Source organism: Terriglobales bacterium (assembly GCA_035624455.1).
Taxonomy (GTDB): domain Bacteria; phylum Acidobacteriota; class Terriglobia; order Terriglobales; family Acidobacteriaceae; genus DASPRM01.
Map to the genome: position 1 here is coordinate 13,757 of DASPRM010000128.1, position 14,590 is coordinate 28,346.

At 58.1% G+C, this 14,590-nt stretch carries 17 protein-coding genes; 13 read left to right on the forward strand and 4 right to left on the reverse strand.

Going from position 1 to position 14,590, the window contains the following annotated elements:
* Positions 1–434: 434 nt before the first annotated feature.
* The 10 genes from coxB to bshB1 all read left to right on the forward strand — a co-directional run bounded on the left by coxB (position 435) and on the right by bshB1 (position 7,806).
* Positions 435–1,238 carry a cytochrome c oxidase subunit II gene (coxB, locus tag VEG30_14320; GenBank protein HXZ81100.1) on the forward strand — a complete coding sequence of 268 codons (804 nt, stop codon included), beginning with the start codon at positions 435–437 and terminating at the stop codon, positions 1,236–1,238.
* Positions 1,239–2,996, forward strand: a complete 1,758-nt coding sequence (locus VEG30_14325; GenBank protein ID HXZ81101.1) for a cbb3-type cytochrome c oxidase subunit I — start codon at positions 1,239–1,241, stop codon at positions 2,994–2,996. It abuts the gene before it with no gap.
* Positions 2,997–3,035: 39 nt separating this feature from the next.
* Positions 3,036–3,785 (forward strand): cytochrome c oxidase subunit 3, encoded by a 750-nt coding sequence (locus tag VEG30_14330; protein HXZ81102.1) that lies wholly within the window; start codon positions 3,036–3,038, stop codon positions 3,783–3,785.
* Positions 3,786–4,005: 220 nt separating this feature from the next.
* On the forward strand, positions 4,006–4,629 hold the full coding sequence (locus VEG30_14335; GenBank protein ID HXZ81103.1) for a cytochrome c oxidase subunit 3: 624 nt from the start codon (positions 4,006–4,008) through the stop codon (positions 4,627–4,629).
* A gap of 9 nt (positions 4,630–4,638) precedes the next feature.
* Entirely contained in the window at positions 4,639–4,971 is a 333-nt protein-coding gene (locus VEG30_14340) for a cytochrome C oxidase subunit IV family protein (protein HXZ81104.1), read from the forward strand.
* Positions 4,968–5,201, forward strand: a complete 234-nt coding sequence (locus VEG30_14345; GenBank protein ID HXZ81105.1) for a hypothetical protein — start codon at positions 4,968–4,970, stop codon at positions 5,199–5,201. The genes VEG30_14340 and VEG30_14345 overlap by 4 nt, the downstream gene beginning before the upstream one ends.
* A gap of 147 nt (positions 5,202–5,348) precedes the next feature.
* Complete coding sequence (locus tag VEG30_14350; protein ID HXZ81106.1) at positions 5,349–5,588, forward strand: exodeoxyribonuclease VII small subunit; 240 nt, start codon at positions 5,349–5,351, stop codon at positions 5,586–5,588.
* A gap of 69 nt (positions 5,589–5,657) precedes the next feature.
* Positions 5,658–6,029: a hypothetical protein gene (locus tag VEG30_14355; protein HXZ81107.1), complete on the forward strand. Its 372-nt coding sequence runs from the start codon at positions 5,658–5,660 to the stop codon at positions 6,027–6,029.
* A gap of 74 nt (positions 6,030–6,103) precedes the next feature.
* Complete coding sequence (locus VEG30_14360; GenBank protein HXZ81108.1) at positions 6,104–6,985, forward strand: farnesyl diphosphate synthase; 882 nt, start codon at positions 6,104–6,106, stop codon at positions 6,983–6,985.
* Positions 6,982–7,806: a bacillithiol biosynthesis deacetylase BshB1 gene (gene bshB1 / locus VEG30_14365; protein ID HXZ81109.1), complete on the forward strand. Its 825-nt coding sequence runs from the start codon at positions 6,982–6,984 to the stop codon at positions 7,804–7,806. Before VEG30_14360 ends, bshB1 begins: the two co-directional genes overlap by 4 nt.
* Before the next feature lie 24 nt (positions 7,807–7,830).
* Here the strand turns inward: bshB1 and VEG30_14370 are convergent, their stop codons facing one another.
* From VEG30_14370 to VEG30_14380, 3 genes are read right to left on the reverse strand one after another with little or no spacing between them, the layout of a single operon-like run.
* On the reverse strand, positions 7,831–8,208 hold the full coding sequence (locus VEG30_14370) for a nuclear transport factor 2 family protein (GenBank protein ID HXZ81110.1): 378 nt from the start codon (positions 8,206–8,208) through the stop codon (positions 7,831–7,833).
* A gap of 19 nt (positions 8,209–8,227) precedes the next feature.
* The gene (locus VEG30_14375; protein HXZ81111.1) at positions 8,228–8,917 is read right to left on the reverse strand and encodes an O-methyltransferase; all 690 of its coding nucleotides are present in this window, start codon (positions 8,915–8,917) and stop codon (positions 8,228–8,230) included.
* A 35-nt stretch (positions 8,918–8,952) separates the two neighbouring features.
* Positions 8,953–9,675 carry a metal-dependent hydrolase gene (locus VEG30_14380; GenBank protein ID HXZ81112.1) on the reverse strand — a complete coding sequence of 241 codons (723 nt, stop codon included), beginning with the start codon at positions 9,673–9,675 and terminating at the stop codon, positions 8,953–8,955.
* Between the two features lie 222 nt (positions 9,676–9,897).
* On the opposite strand from VEG30_14380, the gene hpt reads away from it, so the two are divergent.
* The 3 genes from hpt to lysA all read left to right on the forward strand — a co-directional run bounded on the left by hpt (position 9,898) and on the right by lysA (position 13,620).
* Complete coding sequence (gene hpt, locus VEG30_14385; GenBank protein ID HXZ81113.1) at positions 9,898–10,443, forward strand: hypoxanthine phosphoribosyltransferase; 546 nt, start codon at positions 9,898–9,900, stop codon at positions 10,441–10,443.
* A gap of 79 nt (positions 10,444–10,522) precedes the next feature.
* Positions 10,523–12,307, forward strand: coding sequence for a GAF domain-containing protein (locus tag VEG30_14390; GenBank protein ID HXZ81114.1), 1,785 nt, complete (start codon positions 10,523–10,525; stop codon positions 12,305–12,307).
* Positions 12,304–13,620 (forward strand): diaminopimelate decarboxylase, encoded by a 1,317-nt coding sequence (lysA, locus tag VEG30_14395; protein ID HXZ81115.1) that lies wholly within the window; start codon positions 12,304–12,306, stop codon positions 13,618–13,620. Before VEG30_14390 ends, lysA begins: the two co-directional genes overlap by 4 nt.
* An 81-nt stretch (positions 13,621–13,701) precedes the next feature.
* Here the strand turns inward: lysA and VEG30_14400 are convergent, their stop codons facing one another.
* Entirely contained in the window at positions 13,702–14,556 is an 855-nt protein-coding gene (locus VEG30_14400) for an alpha/beta hydrolase (GenBank protein ID HXZ81116.1), read from the reverse strand.
* Between the last annotated feature and the right edge of the window lie 34 nt (positions 14,557–14,590).

Sequence of the window (14,590 nt, forward strand, 5' to 3'; positions counted from 1 at the left end):
CTGGGATTCAGCAGCTTTGCTTGGGTCGCGCGGCCTGCGGGATCAGATCCGCAGGTTGAGGAGGGAAGCTGCTGCCCATCTCCCGGTGGCAGCAGCGGGAGGGCGACACTCTAAATCAGAAAACCCGATGTCGCGCAGTTTTTTTTCGGACCTGTACGGATGGACGATGACCGTGGAACAAAGTATACGAAGTGTGATTGGGTGAAGTTAGTAGTAAGAAGTTCGGATCGAGTGAAGTGTGAAGTATCACTGCATTAATTGTGAAGCAATCTATTCGACTTACCTGGTTCACCCGATCACCCTTACCGCTTGCCCCCGGGTAACCACAGGTAATCGTTTTGTGATAGACTGCGCGCCATCGTTCTAGCGCACACGTGGGGACTCGGCGGCTGTGATTCAGAGACAAATTTCTGACGTTCGGAGGACTGGTAAGGATGGGCCTTGCGCTCCTGCTCGTGATTTGGGCTATTACCTTCGCTAGTTCCTACTTTTTTGCTGCACACACGTGGTGGCTCCCGCCACTGGCTTCGGCGACCGGGGGCGCAATTGACGCACAGTTCAATCGCACCTTCGTCGCGATGGGCATTGTGTTCATAGCTGCTCAAGTGGGGTTGGGACTGTTCGTCTGGAAGTACCGTGACCAAAGCGGCACCAAGGTCGAGTACTCCCATGGCAATACCCGCCTGGAAGTCATCTGGACCGCGCTGACGGCGCTGCTATTTCTTGGTCTGGCGGCGGTTGGTGCGCAGATATGGGCAGCGGAGCGCTTTGTGCCGGCTGAGCCTGGTGCGTTCCAGGTGGAAGTCACCGGCATGCAGTTTGCCTGGTATTTCCGCTATCCCGGCAAGGACGCCAAGTACGGGCGCACGCTGGCCGAGAACATCGATCCCTCCGCGGGCTCTGAAGCAGCCATTGGCCTTGATACGACAGATCCGGCCGCCAAGGACGACGTCGTCACCAGCGTTATGGTAGTGCCGGTCAACCACCAGATCGATCTTACGCTTCGTTCCGTGGACGTGATTCACAGCTTTTTTGTCCCCGCCATGCGCTTCAAGCAGGACGCCGTTCCCGGCCTGATGATCCACATGCACCTCACGCCTGCCAAAGAAGGCGACTATGAGGTCGCCTGCGCCGAGCTTTGCGGCCTCGGTCACTACAAGATGCGCGCCATGATGCGCGTCGTCAGTCAATCGGAATTCGACAACTGGATGGCACAACGGATCGCGGAGAAGCAATAAATGGCGAACAGCAATGGTCACGGGGCGGGAGCTGCTATGCACGTGCACGCGGCGCCCACCGGGTTCATCCGCAAATATATTTTCAGCAAAGACCACAAGGTCATCGGGCTGCAGTATTTCTTCCTGGCGCTGACGGCGGTATGGGTGGGCATGATCCTCTCGCTGTTTATGCGCATTCACTTGGTGTGGCCCAATCTGCAGATTCCTTTCTTTGGTGACATCAAGCCTGAGGGCTATCTCACGCTGCTGACCATGCACGGCACCATCATGGTGTTTTTCGTGCTAACCACAGCGCCGCAGGGCGGCTTCGGAAATTATTTCCTTCCGATTCAGATCGGTGCCCCTGACATGGCGTTCCCCACGCTGAACATGCTGTCGTTCTGGACAACCTTCCTGGCCTTTGTCGCGCTCATCGCGGCCTTCTTCGTGTCAGGAGGTGCCCCGCTCGGCGGATGGACCGCCTATGCTCCGCTCAGTGCGATTCCGCTGGCTGGACCCGGCCAGGGCACGGGCATGGATCTGTGGATCACGAGCATCGCGCTGTTCTGCATCGCTTCCCTGCTGGGCGCTCTGAATTTCATCACCACCACGCTGGATCTGCGTGCGAGAGGTATGACGCTGATGCGCATGCCGCTCACTTGTTGGTCCTGGTTCGTGACCGCGATTCTCGGCCTGCTGGCTTTTGGGGTTTTACTAGCCGCGGGCGTCCTGCTGTTATTGGATCGCAATGTGGGAACCAGCTTCTTTGTGCCCGGTGGACTGAACGTTAGTGGCGTCGTCATCAAGCATAAAGGCGGTTCGCCGCTGCTGTGGCAGCACCTGTTCTGGTTTTTCGGCCATCCCGAGGTTTACATCGCCATCCTGCCCGGGATGGGTGTGACCTCACAGGTCCTCTCGACCTTCTCGCGCAAGCCGATCTTCGGCTACAAGGCCATGGTCTACGCCATGATGGGTATCGGTATCCTGGGCTTTGTGGTCTGGGGGCACCACATGTTCATGAGTGGCATGAGCCCCTACTCGGCATTCGCCTTCAGCTTCATGACCATGGCGATCGGCGTACCCTCGGCAATCAAAACATTTAACTGGCTGGGAACGCTGTGGAAGGGCAAGATCCGCTTCATGACGCCGATGCTGTTTGCCATCGGCTTCGTTTCCCTGTTTGTATCCGGCGGATTGAGCGGGCCGTTCCTCGCACAACCCGCACTGGATATTCCGCTGCACGACACGTTTTTTGTGGTGGCTCACTTCCACTTGATCATGGGTGTTGCCGCCATCTTCGGGATCTTTGCGGCTACCTATTACTGGTTCCCGAAGATGTTCGGCCGAATGATGAATGAGACGCTGGGAAGAATTCATTTCTTCCTGACCTTCATCGGCACCTACGCCATCTTCATGCCCATGCACTACGAGGGGCTCGCCGGACGTCCGCGCCGCTATTCGTCACTGGATGTGGTGCAGTTCCTGCATCCTTTGAAGCCCGTTGAGTTCTTCATTACCCTCGCGGCGATTCTGACCATTGCGGCTCAGTTCATCTTCTTGTTCAATCTGTTGTGGAGCATGTTCAAAGGCAAGAAGGCATCCGACAACCCCTGGGAAGCGACAACATTAGAGTGGACCACTGCCACTCCTCCGCCGCACGACAACTTTGCGGGGAAGATCCCAGTGGTAAACAATGGTCCCTATGAGTACGGGGTGCCGGGCGCCGCGAAGGATTACATAATGCAGACCGATCCCGCGGTTCCCGTGGCCAAACACTAGGAGCAACGAGGCGGCGGAGAATCCAATCCAAGAAGTGTTATGTCGACATTCAGTTCAACCATTACGGAACCGAAGCCACGGATCGGTGGTGGCGGCGGAGGCCCGATCTCACGCTATCCCGGCGGAGGTGGCGGCGGCGGGCGCGGCGACAATGCCCCCGATTTTGGCGAGACCCTGCGGCGCTACCGCCTGGGTCTTGCCGTAGGACTCGCGGCCGTCCTCATGCTCTTTGTCTCCTTCACCAGCGCGTATATCGTTCGTCAGGGCCTTGGAACCTGGGATTCGCAAACGCAGACCTACGTCAACGATTGGCGGCCGCTCAGCCTGCCCATGGGCCTGCTGATGATCAACACCTTCTTTATTCTGGCTGCCAGCTTCACCATTGAGATGGCCCGCAGAAGCGCCTTTCAGGCGGCGGTGATCGCTCCTGTGGTGGCTATCCCTGGAATCGCGGCCGGGAAGCGGACCTCCATTCCCTGGCTGCAGCTCACGCTGCTTTTGGGTTTCGCATTTCTCATCGGGCAGTGGATGGCCTGGAAGGAGCTGGCACGGCGCGGCTTCTATCTCGCAAGCAATCCCAGCAGTTCATTCTTCTATGTTCTGACCGGAATGCACGGCCTGCACCTGATAGGAGGCTTGATCGCCCTGCTCTACGCAGCGACAATGGTGACGTTCCGCACACGAGCCCTGGAGCGCCGGCGCATCATCGTGGACATCACCGCCTGGTATTGGCACTTCATGGCTCTGTTGTGGCTTTATATTTTCGCGCTGTTGAAGTTCGAAGCTTGAAAAGAACCGTGTGGGAACCGATGTCCCGTCCGTTCAGGCGGAGCGCAGTTCCGCTTTAGAGGAAGTCATCCTGAGCCCGCTCGCCGGGCGAAGGATCTATGCATTTAGTGCTAATTGCGGCGGGTGCCCATCCTAGCCCGTTTTTGGCTAGGTTGGGAGGTCGAGGCGCAGCCTCGACTCCTAATTGCGAACTACTGATTGCTGTTTTTGGAGCTCACGTATGGCGGATACTGTAGTGGAGCATGCTTTGGAACGGCCATATGAGCCGTCTTTATTCGGGACCTACTCGAAAAAGATCGGCATGTGGCTGTTTCTGCTCTCCGATTCATTGACCTTTGGAGCCCTGCTTTTTGCCTACACCTACGGGCGCATCTCCAACCCCGACTGGCCCACTCCCTTCCACTCCGGCAGCATCATCAATGCCACCGTGATGACTGGTTTCCTGCTTACCAGCTCGCTGACCATGGTCATGGCCGTCTCCGCCGCCAGCTTTAATAACCGGAAGGCCGCCATCGGATGGCTGCTCGCCACTATGTTCTGCGGAACTATGTTTATCGTTCTGCACCTGCGCGAGTGGATGGGATTGATCTCCGAAGGCATGACCCCAATGAAGAACCCCTGGGGCGCTCCACAATTTGGAGGGACTTTCTTCACACTCACCGGGTTGCATATGGCACATGTCACCATCGGGGTGATCTATCTCGGAATCATCGCGATTCGCACCGGCAGCAAGTATTTCAAACCGGAAGATGTGGAAGTCAGCGGCTTATACTGGCACTTCGTAGACCTGGTCTGGATGTTCATCTTTCCCATGGTCTACCTGATGTCTACCAAGATTACATAGGAGTTGGGGATGGCAAGCGAAGACGCGGTGATTGCGCAGGTAGAAGATGCCCATCGGCATCATTCGAAAACGCCTTTTTACGTAGTCTGGATTTCGCTGCTGGTTCTTACCGGGATGGAAGTCATGCTGGCCTATCAGCAGCTATCGCCGGTGCGTATGCTCAGCTTCCTGATGGCGTTATCGATCGTGAAAGCTGCGCTGATCATTGCCTGGTTCATGCACATGAAGTATGAGATGCCCCGCATGCGCCGCATCATCATGATCTCCGGGGTAGTCTGCTTGTGCCTGATGTGCATCTTCTTCCCCGACGCATACCGGATCCTGAAACTAGGTGCTCAATGAGAGCCGCGATCACCATGCTCGGGCTTGTGCTTTCCGTTTCCCCTGCTTTCGCCCAGGGCTGTGCAATGTGCTATGCCTCAGCCAAGCATGCGGACCACCGCAGCCAGAACGCGCTCAGCCGCGCGGTCGCAGTAATGCTCTTCCCTACCCTCGGGCTGATGGGCGGCATGGTTGGCTTGGCAATGGTCTACGGCAGACGCCGCGACGAATCCCGGAATGGGGATCTCTGAACTGAGAGCGTCGCACATTCGCCCCCGAGCCAGCTCTCCCTGTCCTGAAGCGCCTTCCAAAACAGGTGTCCGAAATTTGTAAAAACGTTTGCGTTTCTGAATCTTGATCCCGACCTTTGCAGTAGAATTGGTTTGTGAGGATCGGGCTTGCCGAAATTTGAGGAGTGTCTGCAGAGGCTGGAGAAGATCGTTGACGAACTCGAACGCGGCGATATTGCTCTGGAGCAGGCCCTCAAGCTTTTCGAAGAAGGAGTGCAATTGTCGAACTCCTGCCGGAAGGAACTCGAAGAGGCCGAAGGCAAGGTTGAGATCCTGCTGAAGCAAAACGGCAAAATGCAGGCAGAGTCGTTCGAAGCTCTGGCTGATAAAGCAGAAACCAGGAAGTAACGTCCCTCGTCAATTCACCTTAAATTCTGTGGTTCGCCACAGACCAACCATTTCACAAGGGGTCCGTTCATGCAGCCTCTCCGCATTGTCGTTGCGCATCAGGATTTCGTGGCTGCAACAACGCTCGCCAAGTCTCTGCGCTCGCATTTTCGTTCGGTGGGGATGGTCGGTTCTATCGATGACATGCGATCCACGATGGCCGAGCAAGCTATTGACGTTGCGGTTCTCGACTTGGAACTCTTGGCTCCTGCGGAACTCGAAGAGCTCTGTCATGACTTTCCGCAAGTTGGCTTCGTGTGTATCCACCGCCTGGCGGATGAAGAGTTATGGGCCAGAGTGCTGGCTGTTGGTGCAGTCGATTGCTGCTCTACCAATGACGTGGCCGGCATCACTTATGCCGCCCGTCACTACGCCGAGATCTCTCATATCTCGGCGGCTTAGAGTTCTTGCCTTCAAATCCCAGCCATTTGAGCCCCGGGCCACCGTCCGGGGCCGTGTTTTATACTGAGCAACTTATGCTGCAGGAGACTCTCGAACAGGGGCGCCTTCGTTGCGACCAGGCTCTGGAACACCTTTTGCCGCCTGCCACGCAGTTTCCCCCCTCAATCCATCAGGCAATGCGGCACTCAGTCTTCGCGGGTGGTAAACGGCTGCGGCCTATCCTCTGCATGGAGGCCAGCCGCATGGTGGCAGGAACCATGCCCGACGGGATCGCTGACCTGGGCGCCGCCCTGGAGATGCTCCACACCTACTCGCTCATCCACGACGACCTTCCCGCGCTCGACAACGACGATCTCCGCCGTGGGGTGCCTACCTGCCACAAAGCCTTTGGCGAAGCTACGGCAATCCTCGCCGGCGACGCCCTGCAAACCTACGCCTACGAGGTCCTGGCCGGGCTCGCCTGTTCTGCGGAAGCGCGCGTCGGCATCATCTCCGACATCGCCCACGCTACCGGCACCATCGATGGCATGATCGGCGGCCAGGTGATGGATCTCGAGGCCGAGCGCCAACACCCTGACGCCCATACGCTGGAATACATTCACCGGTCCAAGACCGGCGCCCTTATCACTGCCAGCCTCACCAGCGGTGGCCGCTATGCCGGAGCTTCCGAAGATCAGATCCAGCGCATCCGTTGCTTCGGCCAATCGGCTGGGCTGGCGTTCCAGATCATCGACGATGTGCTTGATGTCACCCAGACCTCCGAGCAATTAGGCAAGACCGCCGGCAAAGACACCGCCGCCGACAAAGCGACCTATCCGTCACTGTTTGGATTAGAAGAATCGATCCGCAAAGCTGGCGCTCTGGTCGAGTCCGGCTGCTCCATGCTCGATCCCTTCGGAGCGCGCGCCGGCACGCTCAAAGACCTCGCCCATTTCCTGATTGAGCGCAAAAAGTGACGCCAGCGACGCCGGGAGTGCCCGCCGCTTCTGCCCCGCAAGCCGACATTCTCGCCATTGCCGCTCATCGTGACGACGTCGAGCAGACGTGCGGAGGCACGCTGCTGAAGATGGCGCAACGCGGTCATCGCACCGCGATTCTCGACCTTACGCGTGGGGAGATGGGCACCCGCGGCACCGCCGACGACCGGCGCCGCGAAGCCGCGGAAGCCGCTCGCATCCTGTACGTCTCCTGGCGAGGCGCTCTTGACCTCCCTGACGGCCGTTTGGAGAACACTTTGCCCAACCGCCTGAAGATCGCCGCCGTAGTGCGCGCACTCCAGCCGAAGGTAGTCATACTTCCCTACTGGCAGGGCCGTCATCCTGACCACTACACGGCCTCCACTCTCGGCTACGAAGCGTGTTTCCTCGCGGGGCTGAAGAAGCTTGATCTGAGCTCGGTGACCGCGGCGAGCCTCGAGATGACGTATTCGCCTCCGCCCTGGCCCGCCGGATGGCAACTTCCCGCAACCGGCTCGCCTCACCGTCCGAACAAAATTCTCTACGCCACGTTGTATTACGACGTCCGCCCAACCTTCGTAGTGGATATCAGCGAGCAGTTCGAAGCTCGCTTTCGCGCGCTCATGGCCTACAAATCGCAATACGCGACACAAGAGGCGGGATCGGACGTCTTCGTCCCCGAGCGGGACATCCGCCAGCAGATCGAAACTATGGCCCGGTTCTACGGTTTGCTGGCCGGCGTCGAATACGCGGAACCCTTCCTGCAGAAAGAAGTCGGGCTAGTGGAGGATGTGACCGCGATTCCGGTGGCCAGTATGTAGGTTAGCCATTAAGAGAGGCAATCTTCAAAACCACGTCGCGCCCACGAACTCCCGCCAGCCTTTAGGGGAAATGTGCTGATACTCGCGCCAGTGCGTGATCTTGTCTCCAGCTAGCTTGATTAACACGACGCCATGATAGCGGTAGGTGCCCTGATACGTGTACTCGACTGCGCCTATCTGAGCCTTCTCGTCAAACAACACGTGATGCCATTCCGTCAGCTGATCATAACCTTCATCATTGCGAAAAAAGGCCAGCAGCTCATCCCGGTTGGCGAAAAGATAGCGGGTGGGATCGCCGTACTTCACATCCGGGGCGAAGTGACTCGCCGCCCGCTCGTAGTCTTTCTTCGACCAGGCGTCAGCGAGACCTTGCAGCGTGCCCCTGAACTGTTCTGGTGTCATCGTGTCTACCGTCGTTGGCTCACATCTTCCAGGCTATCGCCACGCCATCTCGCAAAGGCACGATGGTCGTGTAGAAATCCTTTGCCTCGTAGAGACTGCGATTCAATTCCACGATTGCCCGGGTGCTGTCCTGCGGCTCTGCCTTCTTCTCTAGCCCGGGATTTCCTGCGGCGTAGGCTACGCGCCCGCTCCACAGCACGTTGTCCGCGACGAACAGTCCGCCTTTGCGCACCCGGCTTTTCGCCAGCCGGAAGGCGCGCGGATAGTCCTCCTTGTCCACATCGCAGAACACGATGTCGAACTCTCCGGTCTGCTCCGACAGTATTTCCAGCGCATCCCCGACTTTGACTTCCACCTGGCTGGCCACGCCCGCGCGCCTCAAGTATCCGCGCGCCTCCTCGGCGGTCGCTGCGCTGCCATCGGTGTAAACGACTTTGCCCTCTTTGCCCACCGCTCGTGACCACCAGATGGTGGAGTACCCGATCGCAGAACCCATCTCAAATACTCTTCTGGCCCCGATCATCCCTGCCAGTTGATAGAAAAACCTGCCCACCACTGGGCCCACGATCGGGATGTTGCGCTTTTCCGCTTGTGCTTCCATCTCGCGCAGAACCTCATCGCGTTCCGGCAGCATGGAATAAAGATAGTTCTCGACTTCTTCGCCGGTGATCACTTGCGCATCGGGATACTTGCTTTGATTGAATCGCATAGTTTCCTTACGATCTGAAATTCCGAAGGCATCCCCTATCCCAGTGTCTGGCCGGGGGTCATCTCTACGATCTGCACTCCCAGATCAGCCGTGAGTCTCTTCAGATCCGCGGGCGTGCCTGTGAGCATGGGGAACGTTCCGAAGTGCATCGGGATCACCGCCTTCGGGTGCAGCAGGCGGCAGGCATAAGCTGCCTCACGCGGCGACATGGTGAAATGATCTCCCATGGGGAGCATGGCAATCTCCGGCGCATACAGCTCGCGAATAATCTCCATATCACCGAATACGGCGGTGTCGCCGGCATGATAAATTTTCAGTCCGTTTTCGAATTCCATCACATAGCCGCAGGCCTCACCGCCATAGACGATCGAGCCATCATCCTCCTGGATGCCACAGGAGTGATCGGCATGGACCATGGTCACTTTGACTCCCGCCACCGTCTGCGTCCCGCCCTTGTTCATCGGTGAGATGGTCTGGGCGCCTTTCTTCTGCATCCACAGGCATAGCTCGTATATTCCCACCACCGTGGGATTGAACTTCCGTGCGATCGCCACTGCATCGCCAATATGATCGCCATGCCCATGCGTGCACAACATCACGTCGACCTTCTTCGGCTGCTTCTCATTCTCGGGGCACCTAGGATTTCCCTGCACCCAGGGATCCACGTAGATGGTTTTACCTGCGGGGGTTTCGATGCGAAACGTCGAATGTCCCAACCACGTGATCTTCACGCCTTTCAAATTCATGCTTGCACCCATCAGTAGCACTCGTCCAGTAGGACCGAGCATTGTAGCCGCGGGCGCGAAGCGCATCAAACCGAGTCTGACGCGAGATCGGCTGAAGCCTAAATTGAGTCTAACAGTCTGATTGCTGAGGTGCCGGGTTGCCCCATCCTCGTCGTCTGCTTTTGACGCGACAGGGTGGGGTGTGAACGTTTTCCGACTGATTGCTGATTGCTCAGTGCTGTTTTAAACTGACGCATGCCCTCCACAGCCCCTACTGTTCAATTAAAGGTTCTGTACACGCGCGAGCAGATTGCGCGGCGCGTGGCCGAACTGGGCGCCGAGATCTCGCGGGATTTCGCCGGACAATCGGTCGTGCTGGTAGGCGTGCTGAAGGGAGCCAGCATCTTTCTCGGCGACCTGGCGCGCCAGATTAGCTTGGACGCCACCTTCGATTTCATCAGCGTATCCAGTTATGGGACCGAAAAGCAGAGCAGCGGTGAAGTCCGCCTCGTCAAAGACGTGGATCAGTCCATTCAGGACCGGAACATCATCCTGGTGGAAGACATCCTCGATACTGGGTTGACTATCAGCTTTTTGCGCAAGAAGTTCCTGGCCCACCAGCCGAGGACGCTGAAGATCGCAGCCCTACTCGACAAAGTCTCGCGACGCATTGCGCCGGTGACGGCTGACTACGTCGGCTTTGTCATTCCTGATGAATTCGTCGTCGGATATGGCCTGGACTACGCCGAGCGCTACCGCAATCTGCCCGATGTTTGCGTCCTGCCCCCGGAAATGCAGTAGACTTCAGGAAAGGCGCCCCCATCCCGGGTCGAAGTGGGTCCTTCTAATCACCCTGCTATCATGGGGCTGATCCAGGCATATGAGTTCCGTAGAAATCCAGCGCCCCGCGCCCGATGTTGAGGCCTTGCTGCTCCAGGTGGCGGATCTCGTCAACACCACGCTGGATCTTGACACCATTCTGCGCCGCATTGCGGAACTGGTTCGCCGCATTATCGATTACGAAATCTTCGCCATTCTTCTGTTGAACGACAAAACTCAGGAATTGCGCTTCCGCTTCGCTGTTGGCTATCAACAAGAAGTGGTGGAGCGCATGCGCATCAAGGTCGGACATGGAGTTACCGGATTGGCGGTCCAGCGCCGCGAACCCGTGCTGGTCAACGACGTCCGAACAGCACCGCAATACATCGAGGGAAATCCCCATGTACGGTCGGAGCTGGCAATCCCTCTGATTTTCAAGAACCGTGTCATCGGAGTGATCGACATCGAGGCGCCGCAGCCAGACTATTTCACGCCCGAGCACGCGCAGACTCTCACCTTGATCGCTTCGCGCATCGCGATTGGCATCGAGCATGCGCGGCTCTACACGCGTGTTTCCCGTCAGGCCAAGACGCTGCAACTGTTAAACGAAATCAGCCGGGAAATCACTTCCATTCTGAATCTCGATGAATTACTGAAGCGCATCGCGGAGGACCTCAGCCGGCTCATCGACTACCAGATGTTCAGCATCCTGCTCATCGACGACGAGAAAAAACAGCTCGAACACCGCTTTTCGATCCGCTTCAAGGAAAGCATCAACATCAAAAAGCAAATCCCTATCGGTCATGGAATTGTCGGATACGCCGCGGCCCACCATGAGCCCGTGCTGGTGCCGGATGTCACCAAGGACCCACGCTATATCAACGTCAATCCCGAGACTCGTTCCGAGTTGGCAGTCCCGCTGATTTACAAAGGCAAGGTGATCGGGGTTCTCGACCTGGAGCACACTCGCCGCCGCTACTTCAATGAAGATCACCTGCGCACCCTTTCCACGCTGGCAGCCCAGATTGCGATCGCCATCGAGAATGCCCGCCTGTACGAGCAAGTCGCCCGGCAGGAGCAGCGCTTAGAGCACGATCTTGCCTTGGCGCGTGAATTGCAATTCCGCCTGCTGCCGGCAGGATACCCCCGCCTTCGTAGCGCGCAGGTAGCGGCGAAGTTTCAGCCGGCACAGGCAATCGGAGGCGATCTCTACGACTTCGTCACCTATCCCACAACTTCCCAGGGATGCACATCCTGCACCGCTGTGGCTATCGGCGACGTCAGCGGCAAGGGTCCGGCGGCTGCTCTTTATGCCTCACTGGTCAGCGGAATTTTGCGGTCCGAGGCTGCCGAGCGGCCCGGCGCTGCCGAGATGTTGCAGCGCATTAATGCGTCGCTCGGGGAGCGGCGAGTAGACACCCAGTACGTCACCCTGCTCTACACCATCTGGCAGGATGATCAACGAGTGCTGAAAGTCGCCAATTCAGGCATGCCGAGGCCCATCTATTGTCATAATGGCGAGGTCCAGCGCATCGAAGCTACCGGCCTTCCTCTGGGACTCTTTGACAAGGTGGACTACGACGAGCTCAGCTTTCAGGGCGAGCCCGGCGATGTGTTTCTCTTTTTCAGCGATGGTATCTCCGACGCAGCCAATCCTCACGGCGTGCTGTTCGGCCGCGGACGTGTGGAAGAACTCGTCAAGAGTCATTGCGACGACAGCGCTTCCCAGATCGTCCAGGCTCTGTTTGACGCCGTGTGTCAGCATGTTGCTGGAGCTCCCCAGTTCGACGATCAAACCATAGTTGCGCTCAAGGTGGTTGATTCCGCTGTTGCCCAGTCCCAATGACGGCACGGCATTCGAAATTCGCAGGGCGGCCACCCGCATTCGCCTACAAAGGGTCCGGCAAAGCAAAGTCCGCAGGCGTTCTGCATTGCGAGAATATCCCCCTGCAACGCCTGGCTGGGACCTACGGCACTCCCCTTTATGTCTATTCCGCCTCCACGATTCGTGACCGTTACCTGGCCTTTGATGCGGATTTCGGCGAATGTCCCCATGCCATCTGCTATTCAGTCAAAGCGAACTCCAATCTTTCGATCCTGAAACTTCTGGCTGGCCTGGGATCGGGGTTCGATGTCGTCTCTGGCGGCGAACTGGAGCGCGTTCTGCGAGTTGCCCCGCGAGCGGCGGAGCAAGTGGTTTTCTCCGGCGTCGGTAAGACCGCGCAAGAAATGGATCAGGCCCTCAATGCCGGCATTCTGCTCTTCAACGTGGAGAGTGAAGGTGAGATGACCCTGCTCGCGCAACGGGCTGCCCATCTCCACAAAACCGCCCGCGTTGCCCTGCGCGTGAATCCCGACGTGTTTGCGGAAACCCATCCCTACATATCTACCGGCCTCCAGAAACACAAATTCGGAGTCCCAATCTCCGCCGCCCGCAAGCTTTACCTCGAAATGGCTCGTCTTCGCGGGCTGGAGGTTGCGGGAGTAAGCGTTCATATCGGTTCGCAAATTGTCTCTCCCGATCCTTTTCGAGCCGCCATCGAGCGGGTGGCCCGCCTGGTCCGTGCTTTGAAGTCCGATGGCCACCAGATTCGTTATGTCGATGCCGGAGGAGGTCTGGGGATTTCCTACCACGAATCCTCAGCCGCGGATTTTCCCGTGCGGTTGCGCACTTACGCCCGCGCAATCACCGAGCCTCTAGCCGCTCTGGGAGTTAAAGTGTTACTTGAACCCGGGCGGGCGGTTGTCGGGCCAGCCGGCGTCTTGCTCACACGCGTCCTTTACCGCAAACGCAATGGCTCGAAGCGCTTTCTCGTAGTTGACGCCGCTATGAACGACCTCATTCGCCCATCTCTGTATGGCGCGCACCACGAAATCGTTCCCGTCGCGCCCTCCAGTCAGCCAAGCCACAAGTTCGATGTGGTGGGACCCATCTGCGAGACAGGAGACTTTTTTGCACGCGACCGGCGGCTACCCGGCGCCTCCGAAGGCGAATTACTCGCCATCCTCGACGCGGGTGCGTACGGAATGTCGATTTCGTCGAATTACAACACCCGACCTCGCGCCGCCGAAGTGCTCGTGGAAGGCAACAGCTCGCAGCTCATCCGCCGCCGCGAAAACATCAATGATCAGCTTACGATCGAAGAAGAAGCTCTGTGAGAAGCCATCTCAGCGGGTGCCCCACCCTGAGCGTTGGCAAAGGATGGGTGGCAATCATGTTTGCACCGCGGCATGCAAGGGCTACTCCAGTGCCCCCAGGAAATTCATCAGTACCCGCAGCACCACCTGAGGTTCGTGCCGCTGCAGTGAATGCCCCACGCCATTCAACCGGACATGTAACGCGTCGCGCAGCAGGGTTAGCGCGCTGCGGACATCCCGGTCAGTCATGACGCCACCGCGGGCAGGATCGGCCTGGATCAGCAGCGTGGGGCAGGCGATGTTCTTCATGATGCCCTCGGCGTCCCAGTTGCGTCCGGAGCGTCCGTCCAGGGTCATGCGAATGGTATCGGGATCGAGCTGCAATAAGCTGCTGGCCCACCAGCGTAGCGTCGCCGCGTCGTTACCCGCAATGTGCTTGAGTTGTGCGCGTGCGCCATCCGGCAAATCCACCCACATGTCAGAGACTGCCGCCGCCAGCTCTTTCAACTTCATGCCCGGCTGCAGCCGGTTCTCCACGCCTTCAAACAGCGAACGATAAGAGCTGCTCTCGTAGCTTTCCAGGTGGATTCCCGTATCCCCGAGTGCAAGCGCTCTCACTCGATCCGGATGTTGGGCAGCGATGTACATTCCCACCATTCCGCCCAGCGAATGCCCGAAGATCGCCACCGGCTTGCTGATCTTAGTTTCGATCAGGTGGATGACATCGGCCGCGTAGTCTTCTCCGCGGTAGGCTCCCGGCGCGCGTCCCGACTTTCCATGTCCGCGAAAATCGGGCGCATAAACGTGCCAGAAGTCGGCCAGGTCGGTCAGGACAGGCTGGAACACCTGCCAGCGCTGCGAGAGGCCATGCAGGAGCAGCAGAGGTGGGCCCGAATCCGGTCCTTCTGCATAGTTAATCGGCAGCTTGCCGGAATCAAGAATCTGTTCGCGTACCATCTTCCTCCAAGTTACAGCCTGATTACGGGACCCT

Coding starts and splice junctions, on each gene's coding strand:
- VEG30_14325 (HXZ81101.1), top strand. CDS start 1,239: ATGGCGAACAGCAATGGTCACGGGGCGGGAGCTGCTATGCACGTGCAC.
- VEG30_14400 (HXZ81116.1), bottom strand. CDS start 14,556: ATGGTACGCGAACAGATTCTTGATTCCGGCAAGCTGCCGATTAACTAT.
- VEG30_14335 (HXZ81103.1), top strand. CDS start 4,006: ATGGCGGATACTGTAGTGGAGCATGCTTTGGAACGGCCATATGAGCCG.
- VEG30_14355 (HXZ81107.1), top strand. CDS start 5,658: ATGCAGCCTCTCCGCATTGTCGTTGCGCATCAGGATTTCGTGGCTGCA.
- VEG30_14345 (HXZ81105.1), top strand. CDS start 4,968: ATGAGAGCCGCGATCACCATGCTCGGGCTTGTGCTTTCCGTTTCCCCT.
- VEG30_14375 (HXZ81111.1), bottom strand. CDS start 8,917: ATGCGATTCAATCAAAGCAAGTATCCCGATGCGCAAGTGATCACCGGC.
- VEG30_14390 (HXZ81114.1), top strand. CDS start 10,523: ATGAGTTCCGTAGAAATCCAGCGCCCCGCGCCCGATGTTGAGGCCTTG.
- lysA (HXZ81115.1), top strand. CDS start 12,304: ATGACGGCACGGCATTCGAAATTCGCAGGGCGGCCACCCGCATTCGCC.
- VEG30_14370 (HXZ81110.1), bottom strand. CDS start 8,208: ATGACACCAGAACAGTTCAGGGGCACGCTGCAAGGTCTCGCTGACGCC.
- hpt (HXZ81113.1), top strand. CDS start 9,898: ATGCCCTCCACAGCCCCTACTGTTCAATTAAAGGTTCTGTACACGCGC.
- VEG30_14360 (HXZ81108.1), top strand. CDS start 6,104: ATGCTGCAGGAGACTCTCGAACAGGGGCGCCTTCGTTGCGACCAGGCT.
- VEG30_14330 (HXZ81102.1), top strand. CDS start 3,036: ATGTCGACATTCAGTTCAACCATTACGGAACCGAAGCCACGGATCGGT.
- VEG30_14380 (HXZ81112.1), bottom strand. CDS start 9,675: ATGGGTGCAAGCATGAATTTGAAAGGCGTGAAGATCACGTGGTTGGGA.
- VEG30_14340 (HXZ81104.1), top strand. CDS start 4,639: ATGGCAAGCGAAGACGCGGTGATTGCGCAGGTAGAAGATGCCCATCGG.
- coxB (HXZ81100.1), top strand. CDS start 435: ATGGGCCTTGCGCTCCTGCTCGTGATTTGGGCTATTACCTTCGCTAGT.